The 23,216-nt window shown below is 63.6% G+C and carries 18 protein-coding genes; 16 read left to right on the top strand and 2 right to left on the bottom strand.

The features are described from left to right. Positions 1-258 precede the first annotated feature (258 nt). From M727_RS0108120 to M727_RS0108100, 5 genes are all read left to right on the top strand, one after another. The gene (locus tag M727_RS0108120; RefSeq protein WP_027152257.1) at positions 259-1,416 is read left to right on the top strand and encodes a fumarylacetoacetate hydrolase family protein; all 1,158 of its coding nucleotides are present in this window, start codon (positions 259-261) and stop codon (positions 1,414-1,416) included. 257 nt (positions 1,417-1,673) lie between these two features. Continuing rightward, positions 1,674-2,606: a substrate-binding domain-containing protein gene (locus tag M727_RS0108115; RefSeq protein WP_027152256.1), complete on the top strand. Its 933-nt coding sequence runs from the start codon at positions 1,674-1,676 to the stop codon at positions 2,604-2,606. A 119-nt stretch (positions 2,607-2,725) separates the two neighbouring features. Continuing rightward, positions 2,726-3,712, top strand: coding sequence for an ABC transporter permease (locus tag M727_RS0108110; RefSeq protein WP_027152255.1), 987 nt, complete (start codon positions 2,726-2,728; stop codon positions 3,710-3,712). 3 nt (positions 3,713-3,715) lie between these two features. After that, the gene (locus tag M727_RS0108105) at positions 3,716-4,510 is read left to right on the top strand and encodes an ATP-binding cassette domain-containing protein (RefSeq protein ID WP_027152254.1); all 795 of its coding nucleotides are present in this window, start codon (positions 3,716-3,718) and stop codon (positions 4,508-4,510) included. 69 nt (positions 4,511-4,579) lie between these two features. Further along, entirely contained in the window at positions 4,580-5,602 is a 1,023-nt protein-coding gene (locus M727_RS0108100; RefSeq protein WP_027152253.1) for a LacI family DNA-binding transcriptional regulator, read from the top strand. A 507-nt stretch (positions 5,603-6,109) separates the two neighbouring features. On the opposite strand, the gene M727_RS0108095 is transcribed toward M727_RS0108100, so the two are convergent. Continuing rightward, entirely contained in the window at positions 6,110-6,691 is a 582-nt protein-coding gene (locus tag M727_RS0108095) for a TetR/AcrR family transcriptional regulator (RefSeq protein WP_023799451.1), read from the bottom strand. A gap of 262 nt (positions 6,692-6,953) precedes the next feature. Here M727_RS0108095 and M727_RS0108090 point away from each other — a divergent pair, with 262 nt between their 5' ends. The 6 genes from M727_RS0108090 to M727_RS0108060 all read left to right on the top strand — a co-directional run bounded on the left by M727_RS0108090 (position 6,954) and on the right by M727_RS0108060 (position 16,167). Beyond that, a complete protein-coding gene (locus M727_RS0108090) occupies positions 6,954-7,211 on the top strand; it encodes a hypothetical protein (protein WP_027152252.1) in 258 nt (85 codons plus the stop codon). Beyond that, positions 7,205-10,381 carry a multidrug efflux RND transporter permease subunit gene (locus M727_RS0108085; RefSeq protein ID WP_027152251.1) on the top strand — a complete coding sequence of 1,059 codons (3,177 nt, stop codon included), beginning with the start codon at positions 7,205-7,207 and terminating at the stop codon, positions 10,379-10,381. Before M727_RS0108090 ends, M727_RS0108085 begins: the two co-directional genes overlap by 7 nt. Before the next feature lie 15 nt (positions 10,382-10,396). Further along, positions 10,397-11,566: an efflux RND transporter periplasmic adaptor subunit gene (locus M727_RS0108080; RefSeq protein WP_027152250.1), complete on the top strand. Its 1,170-nt coding sequence runs from the start codon at positions 10,397-10,399 to the stop codon at positions 11,564-11,566. Between the two features lie 260 nt (positions 11,567-11,826). Further along, positions 11,827-12,933, top strand: coding sequence for a mandelate racemase/muconate lactonizing enzyme family protein (locus M727_RS0108070; RefSeq protein ID WP_027152249.1), 1,107 nt, complete (start codon positions 11,827-11,829; stop codon positions 12,931-12,933). Between the two features lie 350 nt (positions 12,934-13,283). Next, the gene (locus M727_RS0108065; RefSeq protein WP_027152248.1) at positions 13,284-14,606 is read left to right on the top strand and encodes a homoserine dehydrogenase; all 1,323 of its coding nucleotides are present in this window, start codon (positions 13,284-13,286) and stop codon (positions 14,604-14,606) included. Positions 14,607-14,625: 19 nt separating this feature from the next. Beyond that, on the top strand, positions 14,626-16,167 hold the full coding sequence (locus tag M727_RS0108060) for an FGGY family carbohydrate kinase (RefSeq protein WP_027152247.1): 1,542 nt from the start codon (positions 14,626-14,628) through the stop codon (positions 16,165-16,167). On the opposite strand, the gene M727_RS0108055 is transcribed toward M727_RS0108060, so the two are convergent. Continuing rightward, complete coding sequence (locus M727_RS0108055; protein ID WP_027152246.1) at positions 16,164-17,126, bottom strand: sugar-binding transcriptional regulator; 963 nt, start codon at positions 17,124-17,126, stop codon at positions 16,164-16,166. The genes M727_RS0108060 and M727_RS0108055 overlap by 4 nt on opposite strands. Before the next feature lie 433 nt (positions 17,127-17,559). Between M727_RS0108055 and M727_RS0108045 the strand changes: the two genes are divergently transcribed. From M727_RS0108045 to M727_RS0108025, 5 genes are all read left to right on the top strand, one after another. Continuing rightward, positions 17,560-18,570 carry an ABC transporter permease gene (locus tag M727_RS0108045; protein ID WP_027152245.1) on the top strand — a complete coding sequence of 337 codons (1,011 nt, stop codon included), beginning with the start codon at positions 17,560-17,562 and terminating at the stop codon, positions 18,568-18,570. A 180-nt stretch (positions 18,571-18,750) separates the two neighbouring features. Next, positions 18,751-19,689, top strand: a complete 939-nt coding sequence (locus tag M727_RS0108040; RefSeq protein WP_027152244.1) for a sugar ABC transporter substrate-binding protein — start codon at positions 18,751-18,753, stop codon at positions 19,687-19,689. Positions 19,690-19,739: 50 nt separating this feature from the next. Then, the gene (locus M727_RS0108035) at positions 19,740-21,248 is read left to right on the top strand and encodes a sugar ABC transporter ATP-binding protein (RefSeq protein WP_027152243.1); all 1,509 of its coding nucleotides are present in this window, start codon (positions 19,740-19,742) and stop codon (positions 21,246-21,248) included. A gap of 139 nt (positions 21,249-21,387) precedes the next feature. After that, a complete protein-coding gene (locus M727_RS0108030; protein WP_027152242.1) occupies positions 21,388-22,152 on the top strand; it encodes an SDR family oxidoreductase in 765 nt (254 codons plus the stop codon). Between the two features lie 8 nt (positions 22,153-22,160). Beyond that, positions 22,161-22,946 (top strand): SDR family oxidoreductase, encoded by a 786-nt coding sequence (locus M727_RS0108025; RefSeq protein WP_027152241.1) that lies wholly within the window; start codon positions 22,161-22,163, stop codon positions 22,944-22,946. The last annotated feature ends 270 nt before the right edge of the window (positions 22,947-23,216 follow it).

Below are 23,216 nucleotides of genomic sequence, written 5' to 3'. Positions count from 1 at the left end.
GAGTCACCTGAATGTACTTCATCAAATGAAAATCCTAGTGACGATTTCATGATTTTGAAAGAGCCTTTGATCTCGGCATCAGGGGGATTGAAGAGGATGGCGTCGGCCGATGCGAAATGCAGCGCAGGGCTCGACCGCGAGGAACGGGATAGACCTTTGGCGGGAATTTGTTGAAAGTGCCGCCGCCGCGGCCAGGCTTTTGTTGAACCATTGGTCCGCAGCGACGACGCAGAACAAGACAGCAGAGGACCGCAAGCCATGACGAACGCCACCCTCCTGCCCGACGAGGGCCTCTTCATCGGCCGCGCCCGGACGAGCGAAGCATCGCATCCGCTGGTGGTCACGGTACACGGCGGCACGGTCTTCGACATCACCTCCAGCATGGCACCAACCGTGCGCGACGTCTGCGAGATGCCGGACCCGGCAGGCTACGTCCACGCCGCCGCGGGCGAACCGATCGGGTCGCTCGATGCAATCGCCGCCAACAGTTTCCAGGCCGCGCGCGATCCGCAAAAACCGTTCCTGCTTTCCCCGGTCGACCTGCAGGCCGTCAAGGCGTCCGGCGTCACCTTCGTCGTCAGCCTGCTCGAACGGGTCATCGAGGAGCAGGCGCGCGGCTCGGCCGAGAAAGCGGACGCCATTCGCGCCGACATTGCCGGGCTGATCGGCCACGATCTGTCGAAGCTCAAGCCAGGCTCGCCGGAGGCGATGGAGATCAAGGCCAAGCTGATCCAGCGCGGCGCCTGGTCGCAATATCTGGAAGTGGGAATCGGCCCCGACGCCGAAATCTTCACCAAATGCCAGCCGATGGCGTCGGTCGGCTTCGGCGCCGATGTCGGCCTGCATCCGGTCTCCACCTGGAACAATCCGGAGCCGGAGATCGCCATGATCGCCGCCGGCAACGGCAAGATCGTCGGCGCCACGCTCGGCAACGACGTCAATCTGCGCGACGTCGAAGGGCGCTCGGCGCTGTTGCTCGGCAAGGCCAAGGACAACAACGCTTCGGCCGCGCTCGGCCCGTTCATCCGGCTGTTCGACGATACCTTTTCCATTGGTGACGTGAAGCAGGCCACCGTGCGGCTGAAGGTCGAGGGCGAGGACGGTTTCTCGCTGGAGGGCGCCAGTTCGATGGCCGAGATCAGCCGCTCGCCCGAAGAACTGGTCGCCGCCGCCATGGGCCCGCATCACCAGTACCCCGACGGGCTGGCGCTCTATCTCGGCACCATGTTCGTGCCGTCGAAGGATCGCGGCGAAAAGGGCAAGGGCTTCACGCACAAGGTCGGCGACATCGTCACCATCTCATCGGAGAAATTCGGCGCCCTGATCAACCGGGTGCGGCTGTCGCCCGACTGTCCCCACTGGACCTACGGCGCCAGCCATCTCATGCGCGACCTTGCCAGGGCCGATCTCATCTAGCTTCCGTCCCGCCTGCGCCTCGTCTTCGGCGCCGAGTACCGCTTGCCGCACAAGATATCAGCCAAACTGATGCGATCTGATGGGATGGCTGATGGCGCGTGGTCGTGCGCCAACTACCACTGGCAAATGGAGGCTTGCCATTGATCGAAAAAGCGGATGCTCTGATGCATCCAGATCGCCGCTGGCAAGAATTCGGTCAGGGCTTGCCGTGATCGTCGCCGGAGCTGGAGGACGTTTTCAAAATGGGAGGAAATCAAATGCTGACGAGGCTACGACTATTTGTATTCGGCTTGATCGTGGCGCTGGCGATTCCGGCGGCGGCACAGGCCAAGACCTTCTACTGGATTTCGCATGGCGGCCCGGCCGATCCGGTCTGGACCTACTTCCTCGCCGGTGCCAAGCAATGGGCGACGGACACCGGCAACACCGTCAACACCTCGTTCCACAATGGCGACGTGTCGTCCCAGCAGGAGGCTGTTCGCGCCGCCATCGCGGCGAAGGCCGACGGTATCACCACCACCAGCCCCGACCCGGGCAGCCTTATCGAGCTCGTCAAGGAGGCACGAGCGGCAAACATCCCGATCATCAACTTCAACACGCCCGATCCGAAGGCGGACTTCAACGCCTATGTCGGCGGCGACAACGTCACCTTCGGCAAGAACTGGGCTCAGTATCTGGTCGACAAGGGCCTGGTGAAGAAGGGCGATTTTGTCTGGATGCCGGTTGAAATCCCCGGCGCCACCTACGGCGTCCAGGAAGAAGAGGGCATCAAGAGCGTCTTCGAGCCGCTCGGCATCACCTATGAAATCACCGAAGCCACGCTCGACCAGGCCGAAGCAATCAACCGCATGGTCGATTATCTCACCGCCAACAGGGCCAAGGTCAAGGCGATCATCGGTCTCGGCGACCTGGTGACCGGCTCGATCAAGCGGGTGTTCGACCAGGCCGGTATCAAGCCGGGTGAAATCCCGGTCGTCGGCTGGGGCAACTCGCTCGACACCACCCAGGAGGTGCTGACCGGCTACGTCAATGCCGCACAATGGCAGGATCCGCAGGCGACCAGCTATGTGGCGCTTTCGATCGCCAACATGGCCGCCAGCGGCATTCCGCCCGGCTTCGATGTGATCACCGGCGCACTCTACGAAAAGGACACCGCACAGGTCTACGACGACATCCTGTCCGGAAAATAAAACCGCGATCGGGATGGTCGCGGCACGCCTGCCACGATCATCCCCATCATCCCGCTGAGCCTCGAACCGCCTTATGCGGCGCCGGGCTTGGCCAGTTCCAACCATGTCGCGGGTCCAACGTGGAAAACAGTTCCATCATCCAACGCTCGATCGCCAGGCCGGAATTCGGGCCCTTCGTGCTGCTTGTCGTCGAGCTCGCGGTGTTCTGGGGGTTCAACCACGACTTCCTGTCGCCGCAGAACATCAGCAACATACTGGCCTTCACGGTCGAGCTCGGCCTGATCGCGCTGGCGATGACGCTGTTGATGACTTCAGGCGAATTCGACCTCTCGGTCGGATCGCTGTTCGGTTTCTCGCCCGTCTTGATGTGGACGCTCTTCAACAGCGGCCTCACCTCGCTGGAGGCCGGCTTCGTCGTGGCCTTGCTGGTTGCCGCCTTCATCGGGCTGGTCAATGGCTGGTTCGTGACGCAACTCAAGATACCGTCCTTCCTGGTGACGCTCGGCATGCTGCTGGTGGTGCGCGGCACCGCTCTGTTCGTCACCAGCGGATTTCCGCAACGCACCTGGAGCGCCGAAGGCAGCTGGCTCGCCGAGGCGCTGGTCGGCGATTTCTTCATCGGACCGTTCCGCATCTACATGTCGCTGTTCTGGTTCATCGCAGCCGCGATCGCACTTGGCTACGTGCTGACGCAGAGCCGGACCGGCAACTGGATCCAGGCGGCCGGCGGCAACCCCAATGCGGCAAGGGCGCGCGGCGTCAATGTCAGCGGCGTCAAGATCGGCCTGTTCATCCTGTCGTCGATCATGGCTTCGCTTGCCGGCGTCATCAGCTCGCTGCGCACTTCCGCGGCCAACCCGAACAGCGGCACTGGCTACGAGCTGGAAGTCATCGCCATGGTGGTGATCGGCGGCACGGCGCTGACCGGCGGACGTGGCACCATCATCGGTACCGTGCTCGGCATCCTGATCCTACGCGTGATGCGCAACGGCATCGTGCTGATCGGCGTGCCTGGGCTTGCCTACAACATCTTCATCGGCGCGATCATCCTCGGCATGATGGCGCTCCACTCATGGCTGGAACGCCGGCATCAGGCGGGGACTTGAACCATGGCTGAACCGCTTGTCCGCATGGAAAACATCCGCAAGTCCTACGGGCGCGTGCAAGCGCTCGTGGACGCCAATTTCCATGTCAACGAAAGGGAGATCGTCGGCCTGCTCGGCGACAATGGCGCCGGCAAGTCGACGCTGATCAAGGTCTTGTCGGGTGCGGTCCCGCTGACCAGCGGCGACATCTTCATCCGCGGCAAGAAGGTGGACTTGCGCAGCACCAGCGACGCCATCGCGCACGGCATCGAGACGATCTACCAGGACTCCGCACTGGTCACGCAATTGTCGATCGCGCGCAACCTGTTCCTCGGGCGCGAGCCGATCAAGCCGCCGCGTTTCCTCAACCGTATGGACCAGGAGGCGATGAACGTGGTTGCCCGCGATCTGCTCAAGCAGGTCGGCATCTCGAAGGACATCCCGCCGACCACACCAATCGGCTCACTCTCAGGCGGCGAGCGGCAGGCCGTGGCGATCGCGCGCGCCATGCATTTCGACAGCGACCTCATCATCCTCGACGAGCCGACCAACAATCTCGGCGTCGCCGAGACGCAAGGTGTGCTGAGCTTCGTGCGCAGCGCCCGCGATTCGGGCCATTCCTGCATCTTCATCGCCCACAACATCCACCACGTCTTCCAGGTGGTCGACCGCATCGTCGTCATGCGCCGCGGCAAGGTGGTTGCCGACGATATCGATCCGAAGAACACCAACGTCGCGGAAGTCGAACGGATCATCACCGGCATGTCCGACAAGGAGATCCGTGACGCCATCGTGCAGGGGAAGCAACCACAAGGCTGAGTGGCCAGTTGGAAGCCGGGTTGGCCGTATCTCTGGTACAGGATCACATCGGCTCCTATGACTGCGACAATGAAAGCCACCGTTGCGGACATCGCCAGAACCTGCGGGCTGTCGACCGCGACGGTCGACCGGGTGCTGAACAACCGGCCGGGTGCCAGCGCCGCCAACCGGCAGCGGGTGATGGAGGCGGCCAAGCAGCTTGGCTATTTGCCGGTCGTGGATCAGGTCACGCTGCCCTCGCGGCCGGCGCATCTCGAGTTCTTCCTGCCGATCGGCTCCAACGCCTTCATGATGGATCTTGCAAATCATATCGAGGACTATGCCGCACGCTTGCCACTTGTCGCCTCCTGTCGGATCCACAAGCTCGCCGGCATCTCGCCGAACGCGTTGCAGGCGGCCGTCGAAAACCTCTCGCTCAAGGCAAACGGCGTCGGCGTCATCGCCATCGATCACCCGAGAACGCGCAACATCCTGCGCGAGATCGTCGAGGCCGGCATCCGCCTGGTCACGCTGGTGTCGGACGTTCCGGGCGCGCCGCGATCGGCCTATGTCGGCATCGACAACCGTGTCGCCGGGCGCACCGCAGCCCTTTTGATGGGACGTTTCCTGGGCGGTCGCACGGGCCACCTGGCGATGATCGTCGGCTCACGCTCCTATCGCGGGCATGAAGAACGCGAAATGGGCTTTCGCTCGGTGCTCAGCGAGGAGTTCCGCAATTTGACGGTGACCAGCGCCGTCGAGATCAACGACGAGCCTGATATCAGCTATACTGCGACGATGAAGGCGCTGCACAACGAGCCGGAACTGCTCGGCATCTATTGCGTCGGCGCCGGACGCTCGGGCGTGGCGAAAGCGCTGCTGGAAGCCAAGCCGCAAAGGAAGCCGGTGTTCATCTGTCACGACCTGACGAGGGCGACACGCGGCTATCTCGTCGACGATCTGCTCGATGTCGTCATCGACCAGAATGCACGACTGATCGCCGAGCAATCGGTCATTCGCCTGCTCGGCTCGATCGCTTCCTCGGCGCTTTATCTGACGCGGAAATTCATCGAACCGCGCCTTATCTTCAAGGAAAACGTCCCGGTGCAGTGATGCCGCGCAAGCGCCACGGTCGGTCTCGGCGATGGTTAAAATTCGGTTGATACCGCGAATCTGCACATCTGCTATGCATCTTTTGCTATTGCCGAATCATTGGGCAACCGCTAATTTTGCAGGTGTCGGCCATCTACTCCTCCCAGATGCGATGCCGACGCTGAGTGCGGCGCACCTCCTCCCGTGCCGTATTCGAAATCGAGCCCGCTGCCACCTCCTCCCGGCAGCGGGCTTTTTTTGTTCTGGGGTCTCGGGCAAGGCGGCGGCAATCGCCAACGGCTGGTTCGGGCAGCGCCGCAGTCCCATCGGAATCCCGCCACACTTGTCACTCTCACCAATTCGCCATCGGACCTAGCCTGCTCACAACCAGCAGCGACCGCCGCGCGCAAGAGCGCGGCGACAGACCGGCAACGGAGACGTGAGATGACAGCACATCCCAAGAAAAAAGAGCAGCAAGCGGCGCGGCTTGCAATGAACACGCCACCGATCGTTTCGCCGCTTGCGAGACTATCTGGCCCTGAACGAGGTGATCAGGCCTTCCGCCATGCGGACAAACTGCGCGCTGGGGCCTTCGGCTCCGACGCTTTGCAGGCTGACACGGGCGCCTTCAAGCAGCAGCGACAATGTATCGGCGAGAAGCTCTGCCTGGCCGATGCCGGCATCCCGACACAGGCCGACCAGACGGTCGCGCTGAGCCTGCTTGAGTTCCTTGATTACCCGACGGGCCGGATGGTCGGTCTCGCTCAACTCGATGGCGGCGTTGGCCATGTCGCAACCGCGGCCGTCCATCATCAGGCAATCGGCTGCCATCCGGACCCAGGCATGCAGTTGCGCAAGCTTGTCGCCCGGATGCTCCGCCTCGAACTTTTGCCACATCGCGTTGGCGCTACATGCGGTCGCCCGCAGGCACTCGATGACCAGATCGTCCTTGGACTCGAAATGACGGTAGAGCGTCATCTTGTTGGTACCGGCGGCCTCAGTGATCGCGTCGACGCCGACGCCCTTGATGCCATGCTTGTGGAACATATCCCGTGCCGTCTCCAGGATGCGATCCCGAGGGCGGATGCGTTCCGCAGTGCCGTCTTCCATCAAAACCTCCTTGGTTTCCGGGATTTCCGAAAAATCCCTCGGCACACCTCTTGACTAGGGTGTTACCGGTCTGTAACTTCTAGATGTTACTTACTGGTAACACCCCCATTGCCTCGTGTCAATCTCGCAGGCGCCTGTGAACAGCCTCCGCCAAATCGGCCCAGGCATGAAACTGCGCCCCAGGCGACTTTGGCCGCGAACAGGAAGACCACCCGGTCTGCGGCGGCGTACGCCGCAGATCGCCAAGCCAGGAGCCGCTACGATGTCGCAGCGCAAAGATTTGACGATCGACGATGTTGTGAAGGATCCGATGATCCGGATGCTGATGAAAGCCGACCGTGTCGACCCGCACGCTTTCGAGACGATGCTGCGTACCCTTGCGGATGCGCAGCTCCGCGGCCGCAAGGCGCCGCCTCGTTTCCTGGAAGATTCCGGGCAAAGCCGCAGCCGGCGGCTGTCAAGGGTGGCCAAGGCCTTTGGCCAGGCAAGAGCATCGGGCGAGGCGTGCGTGTCATGGTAAATTTCTTCATCCACCGTCCGATCTTCGCATCGTCGATCGCCATCATCATGGTGCTCGCCGGGACGATCTGCTATTTCCTGCTGCCTGTCTCGCAGTTTCCCGACATCACGCCACCTCAGGTGGTGGTCAGCGCCAACTATCCGGGCGCCAGTGCGCAAGTTGTGGCCGACACCGTCACGACGCCGCTCGAACAGCAGATCAACGGCGTTCAAGGCATGACCTACATGTCGTCGTCGAGCTCCAATGACGGCTCCTCGACGATCACCGTCACCTTCGAGGTCGGCTATCCCCTGAGCACCGCCGCCGTCGACGTCCAGAACCGCGTGTCACAGGCGGCGTCCTCGCTGCCTGCCATCGTCAACCAGGGCGGCGTGACGATCAAGAAGCAGAACCCGAACTTCGTCCTGATCGTCAACCTCACCTCGCCCGACGGCTCTGTCGATCCGGTCGCGCTCAGCAACCTCGCCTACCTGCAAGTGGTCGACCCGCTGAAGCGCCTGCCCGGCGTCGGCGACGTGCAGATCTTCGGCGAGCGGCGCTATTCGATGCGCGTATGGCTCGATCCCGACAAGCTCGCCAATCTCGGCATCACCGCCGTCGATGTCCAAAACGCCATTGCCGAGCAGAATGTCCAGGTCGCGGCCGGCAAGATCGGGCAGTCGCCGGCGCCGGCCGGCACCGCTTTCGAAATGCAGGTCAATGCCGTCGGCCGACTGAGCGATCCCAAGGAATTCGGCGATATCATCGTGCGCGCCGATGCCGCGAACGGTTCGCTGGTGCGGTTGCGCGACGTCGCGCGCATCGAACTCGGCGCCCTGCAATACTCGTCGTCGGCGTTCTTCGGCGAGGACCCGACCGTGGTGCTCGCGGTCTACCAGATGCCAGGCTCGAACGCCCTCGATCTGCAGCAGCGCGTCAAGGACAAGATGCAGGAACTGTCGGCCCGCTTCCCGAAGGGCGTCAGCTACGCCATGCATTACGATACGACACGTTTCGTTTCGGCGTCGATGCACGACGTGCTGGTCACGCTCGGCGAGGCGCTGGTCCTGGTTGTCGCGGTGGTGTTCATCTTCCTGCAGAGCTGGCGCACCACGATCATCCCGACGATCGCGATTCCCGTGTCGCTGGTGGCCACGCTCGTCGTCATGTACATGTTCGGCTTCTCGCTGAACATGCTCAGCCTGCTCGGCATGGTGCTGGCGATCGGCCTGGTCGTCGATGACGCGATCGTCGTCGTCGAGAATGTCGAACGCCAGCTGGAGGCCGGCCTCAAACCGCTGGCTGCCACGCGCGCGGCGATGGCCGAGGTCACCGGCCCGATCATCGCCACGACCGCCGTGCTGATGGCCGTGTTCGTGCCAGTCGCCTTCATACCCGGCGTTTCCGGCCGGCTCTACAACCAGTTTGCCCTGACGGTGGCGATCTCCTTCGGCATCTCCGCCTTCGTCTCGTTGACGCTCACCCCGGCGCTCAGCGCCGCTTTCCTGCGCCACCGCCCGGCAACGCAATTCGTGCTGTTCCGCTGGTTCAACACGGGCTTCGATCGGCTGTCGCATGCCTATGCCAATGGTGTGCGCTTCCTCATCCGCCTGCGCTGGATCATGCTCGGCATATTCGCGGCTGGGCTTGTCGCCACCTATTTCGTCTGGCAGCGCCTGCCCTCGACCTTCCTTCCGGTCGAGGACCAGGGCTATTTCTTCGTGGTCATCCAATTGCCGGATGGGGCGTCGCTGGAACGCACCGACGCGGTGGCGCGGAAGGCACGCGACATCCTGCAGAACACGCCTGGTGTCGATATCGTCGGCTCGATCAGCGGCTTGAACTTCCTCACCAGTGCCGCCCAGTCGAACTCGGCGGTGGAATTCGCCATCCTCAAGCCATGGGACCAACGCGGCCCTGACCAGAGCGCCTCGAAGCTCGTCGCCGACGTGCGCTCGAAGCTCATGGAACTTCCGGAAGCGTTCGCGCTAAGCTTCGATCCGCCTTCGATCCCGGGCATCGGCACGACCGGCGGCTTTGAATTCCAGGTGGAGGACCTGACCGGTCGCGGCAGCGCTGCGCTCAACGACGCGACGCAAGCCGTGCTGGCCGAAGCGCGCAAACAGCCCGAGCTCAACCCGCAGCAATTGTTCTCGTCGTTCTCGACCTCGACGCCGCAGTTCAACTACGACCTCGATCGCAACAAGGCGAAGCTGCTCGGCCTCAGCCTGCCCGACGTGTTCAACACGCTGCAGATCTATCTCGGCTCGCTCTATGTGAACGACTTCAACCTGTTCGGCCGCACCTTCCGGGTGACGATCCAGGCCGACAAGGATGCGCGTGCGGGTGCGGCCGACATTTCGCGGCTCTATGTGCGCAATGCCTCCGGCGGCATGGTGCCGTTGAGCACGCTCGGCAAGTTGGTGCCTATCGTCGGCCCGGAAACCGTCCCGCATTACAACAACAATGCGTCGGCCCTGATCAATGGCGGTGCCGCACCCGGCTTCTCCTCGGGCCAGGCGGTCGCTGCGATGGAACGTGCCGCCGCCACGGCGCTGCCGAAGGATTTCGGCTACGAATGGACGGGCATCACCTATCAGGAGCTCAAGGCCGGATCGATCGCCTCGATCGTCTTCGGTCTCGCCATGGTCTTCGTCTTCCTGATCCTCGCCGCCCAATATGAGAGCTGGGCCATGCCGTTCATGGTCCTGCTCGCGGTGCCGCTTGCCCTGTTCGGTGCGTTTGTCGCCCTGTTGATGCGCGGCATGCAGATCGACGTCTATTCGCAGATAGGCTTCGTCATGCTGATCGGGCTGGCGGCGAAGAACGCTATTCTGATCGTGGAGTTTGCCCGGCGCCGGCGCGAGGAAGGTCTCAGCATCGTCGACGCCGCAATGGAAGCGGCGCGCCTGCGGCTGCGGCCCATCCTGATGACCGCCTTCGCGTTCATCCTCGGTGTGCTGCCGCTGATGTTCTCGACAGGCGCCGGTGCAGCCAGCCGCCAGTCGATCGGTACCACCGTCTTTGGCGGCATGGTCGCAGCGACGATCCTGTCGCTGGTGTTCGTGCCGGTCTTCTACGCGGTGATCGAGCAGCTGCGCGAGCGCGGCAGCAAGAGCGAGCCTGTCGCCGAACCGACTGAACCAACTGCCGAACCCGCTTTCGAGCGATTGGCCGAAGCGGCCGAATAGAATTGGAGAATGATCATGCGTAAATGGAAAATTGCGTTGGGAGCGGCTGTTGCCGTGGGGGCGGTCTCGATAGCCAGCGTCCACTTGCTCGACATGGGTAATTTCGGCCTCAACGCCGGCACGGCAGGGGCGGCAACGCCTGAGCCCGCGGCGCCCGAGCCCGCGGCTTTTGTCATGCCGGTGCCAGTGGTGAGCGTCGTCAAGAAGACGATCCCGATCTATCTCGACTATGCCGCTCGCACCGAGCCGATCCGCAGCATCACGCTGCAGGCGCGCGTGCCGGGGTATCTGCAGGAGCAGGTCGCGCCCGACGGCGGCGATGTCAAGAAGGGCGACCTTCTCTACAAGATCGCTCCAGAGGATTTCCAGGCTGCCCTTGAACAGGCGAAGGCTCAGGTCCAGCGCGACGAAGCAACGCTCGACTATGCACAATCCAACCTTGGTCGCGGCACCGAACTGGCCAAGAGCGGATACATCGCCAAGGATGCGTTCGACCAGCGCACCAGCAGCTTGCGCGAGGCCCAAGCATCGCTCGCCGTCAACCAGGCGGCTGTGCGGACCGCCGAGCTCAATCTGAGCTATTCGGAAATCAAGGCGCCGTTCGCCGGGCGCGTCGGCCGCAACCAGGCCTCGGTCGGAACGCTGGTCAGCGTCGCCGGCACAGTGCTCAACACGCTGGTGCAGCTCGACCCGATCTATGTCACCTTCAATCCGAGCGAAACGGATCTGGCGCAGATCGAGGAAGCTCGCGCGACGGGACCCATCGATGTCGACGTCCTGCTTCCCGGCGATACGGAACCGCGCCAGAGAGGTCAGCTCACCTTCATCGACAACACGGTCGATCGCTCGACCGGCACCATCACCGCACGCGCGACGATCGGCAATGCCAAGTTCACGCTTCTGCCGGGCCAATATGTTCGTGTCAGGCTGCATATCAAGCAGCAGCCAGATGCACTGATGGTGCCGCAGACGGCATTGGGATCGAGCCAGCTCGGCAAGTATCTCTACGTCGTCGGCAAGGACAATACTGTCGACCAGCGCATTGTTTCGCTGGGGCCGACCAACGGCGACCTGGTGGCGATCTCGAGCGGCGTAGCGGAAGGCGACCAGGTGATAACAGGCAATCTGCAGAAGATCGGCCCGGGAATGCCTGTCTCGCCGCTGCCACAGAAACCTGCCACCTGATACCCCCCATCAGGCCCGGTCCAGCGGCGCCCCCGGCTATGCCGAGGGCGCCGTTTTGCTGAGCAGTTCGACAAGGCCGGCGACATCGGCACAGCTTCGAAGAATTGCTTGCCTATGCGCGCGGCCTCGAACAGTGTGTTTCCAGAGGCGTCAAGGCCGATCGCGCCGGCCTGACGCGCAACCGGCCTGACGGCAGTTGAGCCCAGCGGACGATGCCGGTTGGCGGCTTCGTCAGGGCGCTACAGCGACGGACAGAAAAATTGCGGATCAAAACCATCAAGGCCTACCATGTCGTGCAGCCCTTTGTGGACGGGCCCTACCGCATGTCCAAGGGGCGTGTCGCCGCCGCGTTCGACGCGGTGATCGTCGCCATCACCTCCGACAGCGGGCTGACCGGCTGGGGCGAGATGGCGCCGCTCGGCAATTTCTACTCGCCGGCATTCTCGGCCGGCACTCGCGCCGGCGTCATCGAAATTGCGCCGCATCTGCTCGGCCACGATCCTCGCGCCTTAGTCAGTATCGGCAGGCTGATGGACACGGTGTTCAAGGGCCACCCCTACATCAAGTCGGCGCTCGACATGGCCTGCTCGGATCTCGCGGCACGCGCCGCCGAGGTGCCGCTGGTGACGCTGCTCGGCGGGCGCGAGAGCGAGACGGCGGAACTCTACAAGGTCGTCACCCATGGCACCGTCGAGGCGATGGCCGCACTGGCCAAGCGCATCGTCAAGGACGGGTTTCACCGGCTGCAGGTCAAGGTCGGCGGCAACGTCCATGACGACATCGAGCGCGTCACCGCGGTCGCCGCTTCAGTGCCGAGGGGCACCGTCATCTTCTGCGACGCCAATGCCGGCTGGACGCCCTATCAGGCGCGCCAGTTCGCTGACGCGACGCGCGCCATCGACTACACGTTCGAGCAGCCCTGCACCACGATCGACGAATGCATGTCGGTGCGCCGCTCGCTCGACAAGCCGATGGTGCTCGATGAATCCGTCACCTCGCTGGACGACATGCTCGACATCCACCGCAAGGGGGCGGCTGACGGGCTGACGCTGAAAATCTCGCGGCTCGGCGGCGTGACCAGGACGCGGCAGATCCGCGACCTTGCCGTCGACCTGGGCTTCATGATCACCGTCGAGGACACCGGCGGCGCCGAGATCGACACATCAGCCATGGCGCATCTGTCGCTGTCGACGCCGGAGGAGCGCCGGCTGCACGCCATTGCCTTCCACGAATGGGTGACGGTGCGCACCGCATCGAACAAGCCGCCGGTTTCGGGAAGCCGCATGGGCATTCCGGACGGGCCGGGCCTCGGCATCGACGTTGTTCCCGACCTGCTTGGCGCGCCCTTCTTCGAGGTCGGCAGCTGATAGACTGGCATGCGCCAGCATTCCGGCTGGCGCTCTCTGTTGCGCGGCTTCGTCGTTGGCGATTGGCGCGGCGGCAGCTGAGCGGCCATGAATCAGTTTTTTCGTCGCACTCGCTTGCTTGCGAGAAGGGCTGTGACGGTCGTCGCTGCCTGCATCCCAAGAGATCACCGCCTTCTGCGCCCTAGCTGACTGCGCTGCCAAGCCGCAAGCCAGGCTTGCACAAATTAAATCGCAGAATGTTTGTGGGAATGGCTGCCGAATTGCCGGTTGAAATATTTTTCATTTGGAAATAGGAATGTTCAAAATGATGGCTTCGACGCTGCGGCGCGTCAGGAACTGGAGGAAGCGACATGGCCCATCCGCAATTTGCAGCGGAACTTTTGCAGCGCGCTGAACAGCAGGGACCGATCACCATCGGGCTTGCCGGCGCCGGGCAGATGGGCACCGACATCGTCGTCCAGGTCGCGCTGATGCCGGGCATGCGGATCGGCGCCATTTCCGAGGTCAGGCCGCAGGCGGCGATCGATGCGGCGCTGCTCGCCGGCCACGACCGCTCGGATATCGTGCAGGCCGGCAATGCGGCGGCGATCGACCGCGCCATCGAGGCCGGCAAGATCGCGGTGACCGAAGATTTGCATGCGCTGGCGTCCGCCGGCCGCATCGACGTCATCATCGACGCGACAGGCAATCCCAACATCGGCACGCTGTTCGCACTCGAAGTGATGAAGAGCGGCAAGCACATCGTCATGCTCAACGTCGAGGCCGACATCACCATCGGCCGCTTCCTCAAGGAAGAGGCGCGCAAGGCCGGCGTCGTCTATACCGGTGCGGCCGGCGACGAGCCGGCCTGCACGCTGGAGATCATCGGCTTTGCCAAGAGCCTCGGCTTCAACATCATCGCCGCCGGCAAGGGCAAGAACAATCCGCTGAGGATCGACGCCATGCCGGCCGACTACGAGAAGGAGGCGGCCGAGCGCAACATGAATGCGCGCATGCTGGTCGAGTTCGTCGACGGCTCGAAGACGGCGATCGAGATGGTGGCGATCGCCAACGCCACCGGCCTGGTGCCCGACGTGCCGGGCATGCACGGCCCGACCGCGACGCTGGAGGAACTCGCCGGCGTGCTTTGCCCGCGCGAGGATGGCGGCGTGCTGCACCGCAAGGGCGTGGTCGACTATTCGATCGGCAAGGGCGTGGCGCCCGGCGTGTTCTGCATCATCGAGACCAGGCATCCGCGCGTGCTGGAGCGCATGATCGACCTCAAGGTCGGCAAGGGCCCGTATTTCACGATCTTCCGCCCCTATCATTTGACCAGCCTGGAAGTGCCGCTGTCGGCGGCGCGCGCCGTCGTCTACAAGCGCGCCGACATGGAGCCGCTCGACCATCCGGTCGCCGAAGCCGTGGCCGTTGCCAAGAGCGAGCTTGCCCCTGGCCAGTCGCTCGGCATGATCGGCGAGAACGACTATCGCGGCTTCGCCATGACCTGGGAGGACGCGCGCGCCCGCGGCGCCCTGCCGCTCGGCCTCGCCGAACGCGCCAAGGTGGTCAAGCCGGTCAAGACAGGCGATTTCCTTACCTATGAAAATTGTGTACCCGACGATTCGATGGTGATAACCCAGATCCGCCGTCGTCTCGACCAGTCGGACGGACGGTTCGTTACGAACGCCGCCTGATCCGCTGGATTCCCGCCTGATGGACGATGTCGTAATCGGGATCGACGCTTCGACTACGGCCGTGAAAGCGATTGCCTTCACGCGCGACGGCAAGGAGCTGTTCCAGGCGCGCGAAGCCTATCCGCTTTCAAATCCCAGGCCCGGCCATTTCGAGCAGGATGCCGAACATTGGTGGACCGCGCTGCTCGGCGCCTTGAAGCAGGTCACCGAGGCGGTTGGCGCTGCGCGGGTGGCGGCGATCGCCATCGCTCACCAGCGCGAGACCTTCACGCTGATCGACCACGCCGGCAAGCCGCTTATTCCGGCGATCCTGTGGCTGGACGAGCGGGCGCGCCCGCAAGTTGCCAGGCTTTCGGCGGAGCTCGGTCGCGAGACGATCCGCGACTGGAGCGGCAAGCCGCCGGACCCGACGCCCGCGCTCTATGCGATCGCCTGGCTTGCCGAGCACCAGCCGCAAACGCTTGATGACGCAGCCGCACTCGTCGACGTGCATGGCTTCTTCGTCCACCGGCTGACCGGACGTCTGGTCACCAGCACGGCAAGTGCGGATCCGCTCGGGCTGCTCGACGTCAAGAATGGCACTTGGCACCCTCAGCTCGTCGAGGCCGCGGGGCTGCGCCCGGACCAGTTGCCGCGACTGGTCGCGCCCGGCGCGATCTGCGGCGGGCTTGGCGAAAGCGTGGCCCGGCTGATCGGGTTGAAGGCCGGCACGCCTGTTGTCGCTGGCGCCGGCGACGGCCAGGCGATGGGCCTTGGCATGGGCGTCTATGGCGACGGCAAAAACTATCTTTCGCTCGGCTCGGGCATCGTCAGCGGCTGTTACTCCCATGGGATCACGACTTCGGACGCGTTTCGAACGCTGGTCTCGCCGACCGGCTCGGGCTTCATGCTGGAGACCGTGCTGCGCTCGGGCATGCAACTGGTCGACTGGATCGTTCGCACCACCGGCTCGCCGTCGGCTGCAGCCCTGGAGAAAGCAGCGGTCGACGTTGCCGCCGGCAGCGAGGGCCTGCTTGTCATGCCGTATTGGGCCGGTGTGATGAGCCCCTATTGGGACGGCGCGGCGCGCGGCGCCATTGTCGGCCTGTCGCTCGACCATGAGCCGAAGCACCTTTTTCGAGCGGTTCTGGAAGGCATCGCCTTCGAGCAGGCGATCGCCAGCGAGGCAATGGAAACTCAAGCGGCGGAAACCCAAGCGGCGCAAACGCAGGCGGCGGAAACTCTGGCCGGCGGCAAACCGGCGGCGATGATCGCCGCCGGCGGCGGCACCAACTGCGCCCTGCTGATGCGGATCATGGCAAGCGTGCTCGAGCGGCCGCTCTCCGTCTCGCCGGTCAACGAAGCCGCAGCGCTCGGCGCCGCCATGCTGGCGGCTTCCGCTATCGGATGGTTTGCCTCGCCTGAAACGGCGGCTGAGGCGATGGCCGCGCCGCCGACCAGGCATGTCGACCCCGTCGACGGGCTGGTCGCCGGTTACCGCGCGCGCAAGGCAATCTACCGCGACCTCTATCAGGCGACGCGCGAGACCCATGTGCGGCTCGGTGAAGTCGGGCAGGTTTAGCGGTTGAGCAGGCCCTTGGCCGCGTCTTCGTCGGTGATCAGAACCGATATCCTGGTGTTGGCGAGCGCCGCCCGCATGATGGCGATTTTTTCCTGCCCTCCCGAGACCAGGATGATGGCCGGGATGTCCGACAGGTCCTGCAGCGGATAGGCGCAGACCCGCCGGTTGACCTCATGGTCGACGAGCCGGCCGTCGGCGTCGATGAAATGGCATAAAATATCGCCAACTGCGCCAGCCGTCTGCAGCTCCTCGAGTTCGCTGGGCTTGATGAAGCCGTAATTGGCGATCGGACTGTCATTGGAAAATGATCCAACGCTGAGCACGGCGATGTTTGCCCGGCGCGCGCGGAAGACGACGTCCTGAACGCTGCGCTGGCTCATGAAGGCTTCGCGCTGCTCCGGCCTGTCGGCATAGACCGGTACCGGCAGCAGGAAGCACTCGGCGCCGATCTTTTCGGCGAATTCCCAGGCGCTCTCGGTCGGGTTGAGCGGCTGGGCATGGGTGAGGCCGCCCAGCATGGAGACCACCGTGGTCCTGGCGATCGGCCGCCGCGGCAATTCATTGATGGCGAATTTCAGCGTCCGCCCCCAGCCAAGTGCGATGACATCGCCGGCATTCACATTGTCGGCCAGATAGGCGCCCGCGGCATGGCCGATCATCAGCGGCGCATTGCTTCGGTCAGCGGCCGACGGCACCACAATGGCCTGGCTGAGCCCGAAACGCTGCTTCAAGGCCTCTTCCAGCACCAAGCATTCGACGACGCTGTCGCGGATGCGGAACTGGACGACGCCCTCCTCACGCGCGGCGGAGAGGATGCGATGCACCTTGATGCGGCCGATGCCGAGGATCTCCGAAATCCTCTCCTGCGTCAGCCCCTCGACATAATAGTGCCATGCGGCACGGGCCTTCAGCTCGGCATCTGGGAAGCGCGAGGCCTTGTCATTCTCTATCATCGCCATCTTTTTGCCCTCCCGCGGTCGTCCGAATCCTTAAATGCCATTCAAATGGCGTATCCGACCAAGCGCCACGAAATCGATCTGCGTGCCCAGGATTCGAGGTTTAAGACATCGACAGGATATCGTCCACAATGCGAGATGAAAGCCAAAATGGTCAACATTTACTTTGTCTTGGCCGTCTCGGCCTGCTCAAGCAGCCGAAACGAAGTCGCAGGATGAGAGCGGACCTGAAACGCGGCATTTCATGCCCTTTCGTAAGGCAAACCGGCTGGCGGCGCAAACCGGCGTGGAATGATGCGGCGGGCCTTGACAATTTTCCGACGAACAGTTTAGCTGAACAAAATTGCATATCAAAGATAAATTGTTCACAGGGAGGTGCCTGGTGAGCAAGAGTGAGCCGACGACGCATCGCCGGATCGCTGATGGAGGAGACAAGATGGCTCTGAGCAACGGTGCAAGCGAGTTGAAGGCCGGCCCAGGTGCGCAGGCCGCGGCGGGCGCGAAGCTTTCGGCCCTGTTCGCCGGAACCTTGGGACCGCTGATCGGGCTGGTGCTGCTGTGCCTTGCGCTGTCGCTGACCACCGACACGTTCCTGACCGTCCGCAACATCCTCAACGTGCTCGACCAGGTCACCGTGCTCGGCATCATGGCGATTGGCATGACGCTGGTCATCCTGATCGGCGGCATCGATCTTTCCGTCGGCTCCGTGCTGGCGCTCGCCGCCATGGTGATGGGGTTCGTCGCCCATCCTGACCATCTCAATCTCGGCATGCCCGCCGGCATCGTCACAGCGCTTGTCGTTGCTGGACTTTGCGGGCTGGTTTCAGGCCTGCTCGTGACCGTCACCAAACTGCCGCCCTTCATCGCAACGCTGGCCATGATGTCGGTGGCGCGCGGTCTCGCCAACATGATCACCGACGGCTCGCAGATCATCGGCTTTCCCGACTGGTTCACCAGCCTGTCGATTATCCGCCATTTCGGCTTCCTGTCGGTCACCGTCGGCTTGATGATCGTGCTGGCCATCATCTTCGCAATCTTCCTGAACTATCGCGCGACCGGCCGCAGCCTCTACGCGATCGGCGGCAGCGCTGAGGTCGCGCGGCTGTCCGGCATACCGGTCAAGTCGCTGACCAACTGGGTCTATGCAATCTGCGGCGTGCTGGCCGGGCTCGCCGGCATCGTGCTTGCGGCACGGCTCGATTCCGTCCAGCCGAGCTCCGGCTTCGGCTACGAACTGGACACGATCGCCGCGGTGGTGATCGGCGGCGCCAGCCTGTCGGGCGGCATCGGCTCGATCGGCGGCACCGCCATCGGCGTGCTCATCATCGGCGTGCTGCGCAACGGGCTGAACCTGCTCGGCGTGTCGCCCTTCGTCCAGCAGGTGGTGATCGGTGTGGTGATCGCGCTGGCGGTGGCCACGGATACATGGCGGCGCAGAGCACAATGAAGACTGGGCGCAATGAAGATTGGGCGCAATGAAGATTGGGCGCAATGAAGAGCGGGGCGCAATGAGATTCACCCGGATGTCCGGGCGAAAACGGATCGGTGATCCGAAACTGGGAGTTGTTCGGCCAAGGGGCGCCGTGATGCGCCGGCGGGACAGATTGAACATCAACGGAGGAAACACATGCTGACCAAACGTTCATTGCTGCTTGCTGCCGCGGCCGTCATTCCGCTGCTCGGACTGTCCGAGATCGCGTCGGCCAAGGAGGCCAAGAAGCTTGGCCTTGCCGTCGCCAACCTGCAGGCCGACTTCTTCAACCAGATCAAGCAGTCCGTCGAAGCCTACGGCAAGGAAAAGGGCATCGAAATTGTCACCGTCGACGCCAAGGGCGATTCGGCGACCCAAGTCAGTCAGGTGCAGGATCTGATCACACAGAACATCGATGCGCTGATCTACATCCCGGCCGGCGCCACCGCCGCCACCGTGCCGACCAAGACGGCCAAGGCGGCCGGCATCCCGGTCATCAATGTCGACCGCAACGCCGAAGGCGCACCCGGCGACACCTTCATCGCCACCAACAGCGTGGCGTCGGCCAAGGCGGTGTGCGACTACATCGCCAAGCAGGCCGGCGGCAAGGGCGAGTTGATCATCATCCACGGCCAGAAAGGCACGACGCCTGAGGTCGACCGGTCGAAGGGCTGTGGCGAAGCGCTGAGCGCCTATCCCGACATCAAGGTGGTCGGCGAGCTATGGAGCGAAGGCTGGCATCAGGACGAAGGTTTCAAGCTGACGCAGGACCTGCTGCAGTCCCATCCCGACGTATCGATCGTCATCGGCCAGGCCGACGCGCTGGCGCTCGGTGCTGCGCAGGCGGTCAAGGTCGCCAATCCCGGCCACAAGGTCTGGGTTGCCGGCTTCGACGGCGACGTGGCGGCGCTCAAGGCTCTGAAGGGCGGCGTTTTCGACGTAACCGCGACGCAGCAGACACAAGGCATGGGCCGGCTTTCCGTCGATGCGGCGATCAAGCTGGTGGCCGGCGAAACCGTTCCCGCAGAACAGCTGCAGGACGCGACGCTGACCACCAAGGACAATGTCGATCAGTTCATCGCCAAGCATCCATAATATCAGGCATCCCTGATCCCAAGCATTTCTGACGGTTAACGAGCGGAACGATGTCCCTGGATCCCAGCCACACGCAGACCCCGCATCTGGGGCTCTTCGTCAGCGGCCTCTGCAAGAGCTACGGACCGGTCCAGGTGCTGGCTGATGCGAGCTTCGAGGTGCGGCCGGGCGAGGTCGTGGCGCTGCTTGGCGAAAATGGCGCAGGCAAGTCCACCGTTTCGAACATCATCGCCGGGTCGACCAAATCCGATGCCGGCACCATCACATGGCGGGGGAAGCCCTATTCCCCCGCCTCTCCCGCCGCCGCCATCGACGCCGGCGTCGGAATGATCCACCAGGAACTGAAGCTGCTGCCGGATCTGTCGGTCGCCGAGAACGTCTATGTCGGTCGCCTGCTGATGCGCGGCGGCCGCATCGATCGCGCGGCAATGAATGCACGGGCATCGGCGCAGTTGAAGCGGCTCGGCCTCGATGTCTCGCCGGAACGCAAGGTGCGCACGCTGCGCATCGCCGCCCAGCAGCAGGTCGAGATCGCCAAGGCGTTGACGCTCAATGCCGAGCTTCTGATCTTCGACGAACCGACAGCAGCACTTGGCAGCGAGGAAACGGAGCTGTTGTTCAAGCAGATCCGCAAGCTCAAGGCGGAAGGCATGTCCTTCATCTATATCAGCCACCGGCTGGACGAGATCGCTGAGATCGCCGACCGAGTGGTGGTGATGCGCGACGGGCGCATCGTCGCCCGCCACGAGCGCGCCGACATTCCGGTGCGCGCGATAGTCGAGCAGATGGTCGGCCGCAGCGTCGAGCGGATGTTCCCGCCGCTCTCGGAGCCGGGCAGCGAGACGTTGCTCGAGGTCGAGAACCTGTCCTCGCCGGAACGTAGCTTTCAGAATGTCAGCTTCTCGGTGCGAACCGGCGAAATCCTTGGCATCGCCGGCCTGATCGGCGCCGGCCGCACCGAGCTGGTGCGGGCGATCGCCGGCGCCGATCCGATCTCCTCGGGGTCGGTGCGTGTCGCCGGCAAACCGGTGCACCTCAATGGCCCGGCGGCGGCGATCAAGGCCGGCGTCGTGCTGGTTCCGGAAGACCGCAAGGCGCAAGGCGTGGTGCTCGACCAGACCATCGGCGAGAATCTGACGATCGGCAATTTCGACCATGTCGCGCCGAATGGCTGGGTATTTCCCAAGGCGGTACAGAAATTCGCCGAGGCCGGCATTGGCCGGCTCGGCGTCAAGGGCCGGCCCAACCAGGCGATCAGCAAGCTTTCCGGCGGCAACCAGCAGAAGGTGATTATCGCCAAATGGATTTCACGGCCGCCCAAGGTGTTCATCCTGGACGAGCCGACACGCGGCATCGATGTCGGCGCTCGCGCCGCGATCTACGATGTCATCGCCGACCTCGCCCGCTCCGGAATGGCGGTGGTGGTGGTGAGCTCCGATCTCGAGGAAGTGCTCGGCCTGTCGCATCGCGTGCTGGTGCTGAGCCGTGGCCGCCAGCGCGGCATTCTCGACCGCAGCGAAGCGAGCAACGTCGCCGTCATGGAGCTCGCCACAAGCTAGGACGTGACCCGCGATTGGGGAATCGGAATAAAGCGCAGCAGGTGATACCCTCCCAAGCACCGGACCGCGCGGGGCGCCAGCTAGGACTGGCGCCCCTTCCTTCCTAGGCAGCACCGGCGGCTCAACAGGAAACATTTCGATGAAACTATTCGATCTTCAAGGGGACGTTGCCCTCGTTACCGGCGCCGGCAGCGGCATCGGGCAAGCAATCGCCATCGGCCTGGCCGAGGCCGGCGCCGACATCGCCTGTTTCGGCCATGCCTCGAAGGGCGGGCTGGACGAAACCGCGCACAGGATTTCGGCGCTCGGCCGCAAGGCGCTGGTGCTGACCGGCACGGTGACTTCAGAGGCTGATCTCGCGGCGGCGATCGAACGCACGGAGAAGGAACTGGGCGCGCTGACCGTCGCCGTCAACAATGCCGGCGTTGCCGCGGCCGAGCCAGCCGAGACGCTTTCGCTGGAGAAATGGCAGAAGCTTTACGACGTCAATGTCAACGGCGTGTTCCTGTCCTGCCAGGCCGAAGCGCGCGCAATGCTGACGCGGCGCAAGGGCTCGATCATCAACATCGCCTCGATGTCGGGCTCGATCGTCAATCGCGGCCTGACCCAGGCGCATTACAATTCGTCGAAGGCCGCCGTCATCCATATGTCTAAGAGTCTCGCCATGGAATGGGCCGATCGCGGCCTGCGCGTCAACGTCGTCAGTCCCGGCTACACGCTGACGCCGATGAACAAGCGGCCGGAGGTCGCCGACCAGGTCAGGATCTTCGAGCGCGACACGCCGATGGGGCGCATGGCGGCGCCGGAGGAGATGGTCGGCCCGACCGTGTTCCTGGCCAGCCGCGCTTCGAGTTTCGTCACCGGCATCGACCTGATCGTCGATGGCGGCTTCGTCTGCTGGTAGGAGAAAAAATGCAGAAGCGATTTGAGGGTAAGACGGCTGTCATCACCGGCGCCAGCGGCGGCATCGGCGCGGCGATGGCCAGGCGCTTCGCGGCTGAGGGCGCGGCTGTCGTCGTCAGCGCCATCGACGCGCGCGTCGACGAGATCGCCGCCGGACTGAAGGCTGAAGGCGCCAAGGTCGCATCGCTGCGCATGGACGTGACCAAGAAGGACGAGGTCGCCGCCCTCTACGATCTGGCCGAACAGCAGTTCGGCCGCGTCGACATCTCCGTACAGAATGCCGGCGTCATCACCATCGCCAGGATCGAGGCGATGACCGAGGCCGAATGGGACAAGGTAATGGCGGTCAACACCAAGGGTGTGTTCCTGTGCTGCCAGGAGGCGATCGCGCGCATCCGCAAACATGGCGACGGCGGCAGGCTGATCAACACCGCATCCGGCCAGGCGCGACAGGGCTTCATCTACACGCCGCACTATGCCGCCTCGAAATTCGGCGTCGTCGGCATCACTCAGAGCCTCGCCAAGGAGGTTGCTAAGGAGAAGATCACCGTCAACGCGATCTGCCCCGGCATCATCGACACCGATATGTGGGCCTACAACGACGCGGCATGGGGCAGACTGATGGGCCATTACAAGCCCGGCGAGTTGATGGCCGAATGGGTGAAGAACATCCCGATGGGCCGCGCCGGCAGCGGCGAGGACATTTCCGGCCTGGTCAGCTTTCTGGCCAGCAGCGACGCCGCCTACATCACCGGTCAGACCATCAATGTCGATGGCGGGCTGATCATGTCGTGAGCAACGGGGCAGGTTCACGCGTCAATCTGCTGATATAATCGGCAGGCGGCGAAACTGCAGCCGAATTGCGCGATCCGCGCCGCGTTAGTCGTTGCGCGACATGAACGTTGGTATATATAATTTCATCCCATGAAAATGGCTTCGGCGACTGCCGGCAGCCGACATCATGGGAACTTGATGGCTCGCAAGCTTGAGGGCGCCGCAAGACCGGCGATCGATCCGCAGATCACTGCTTCGGCAGCACGGCAGCCATGACGCGGTCCCGTCCCG

It is taken from the genome of Mesorhizobium sp. WSM2561 (genome assembly GCF_000513915.1).
GTDB classification, from domain to species: Bacteria; Pseudomonadota; Alphaproteobacteria; order Rhizobiales; family Rhizobiaceae; genus Mesorhizobium; species Mesorhizobium muleiense.
Note: the sequence above shows the minus strand (reverse complement) of the source record. Positions and strands in the feature narration are given on the sequence as shown.

What these genes read in the sequence shown, in the direction of transcription:
- M727_RS0108115 (WP_027152256.1), top strand. Translation starts at nt 1,674, where the DNA reads ATGCTGACGAGGCTACGACTATTTGTATTCGGCTTGATCGTGGCGCTG.
- M727_RS0108085 (WP_027152251.1), top strand. Translation starts at nt 7,205, where the DNA reads ATGGTAAATTTCTTCATCCACCGTCCGATCTTCGCATCGTCGATCGCC.
- M727_RS0108095 (WP_023799451.1), bottom strand. Translation starts at nt 6,691, where the DNA reads ATGGAAGACGGCACTGCGGAACGCATCCGCCCTCGGGATCGCATCCTG.
- M727_RS0108120 (WP_027152257.1), top strand. Translation starts at nt 259, where the DNA reads ATGACGAACGCCACCCTCCTGCCCGACGAGGGCCTCTTCATCGGCCGC.
- M727_RS0108055 (WP_027152246.1), bottom strand. Translation starts at nt 17,126, where the DNA reads ATGGCGATGATAGAGAATGACAAGGCCTCGCGCTTCCCAGATGCCGAG.
- M727_RS0108035 (WP_027152243.1), top strand. Translation starts at nt 19,740, where the DNA reads ATGTCCCTGGATCCCAGCCACACGCAGACCCCGCATCTGGGGCTCTTC.
- M727_RS0108030 (WP_027152242.1), top strand. Translation starts at nt 21,388, where the DNA reads ATGAAACTATTCGATCTTCAAGGGGACGTTGCCCTCGTTACCGGCGCC.
- M727_RS0108060 (WP_027152247.1), top strand. Translation starts at nt 14,626, where the DNA reads ATGGACGATGTCGTAATCGGGATCGACGCTTCGACTACGGCCGTGAAA.
- M727_RS0108080 (WP_027152250.1), top strand. Translation starts at nt 10,397, where the DNA reads ATGCGTAAATGGAAAATTGCGTTGGGAGCGGCTGTTGCCGTGGGGGCG.
- M727_RS0108065 (WP_027152248.1), top strand. Translation starts at nt 13,284, where the DNA reads ATGGCCCATCCGCAATTTGCAGCGGAACTTTTGCAGCGCGCTGAACAG.
- M727_RS0108040 (WP_027152244.1), top strand. Translation starts at nt 18,751, where the DNA reads ATGCTGACCAAACGTTCATTGCTGCTTGCTGCCGCGGCCGTCATTCCG.
- M727_RS0108045 (WP_027152245.1), top strand. Translation starts at nt 17,560, where the DNA reads ATGGCTCTGAGCAACGGTGCAAGCGAGTTGAAGGCCGGCCCAGGTGCG.
- M727_RS0108105 (WP_027152254.1), top strand. Translation starts at nt 3,716, where the DNA reads ATGGCTGAACCGCTTGTCCGCATGGAAAACATCCGCAAGTCCTACGGG.
- M727_RS0108025 (WP_027152241.1), top strand. Translation starts at nt 22,161, where the DNA reads ATGCAGAAGCGATTTGAGGGTAAGACGGCTGTCATCACCGGCGCCAGC.
- M727_RS0108100 (WP_027152253.1), top strand. Translation starts at nt 4,580, where the DNA reads ATGAAAGCCACCGTTGCGGACATCGCCAGAACCTGCGGGCTGTCGACC.
- M727_RS0108090 (WP_027152252.1), top strand. Translation starts at nt 6,954, where the DNA reads ATGTCGCAGCGCAAAGATTTGACGATCGACGATGTTGTGAAGGATCCG.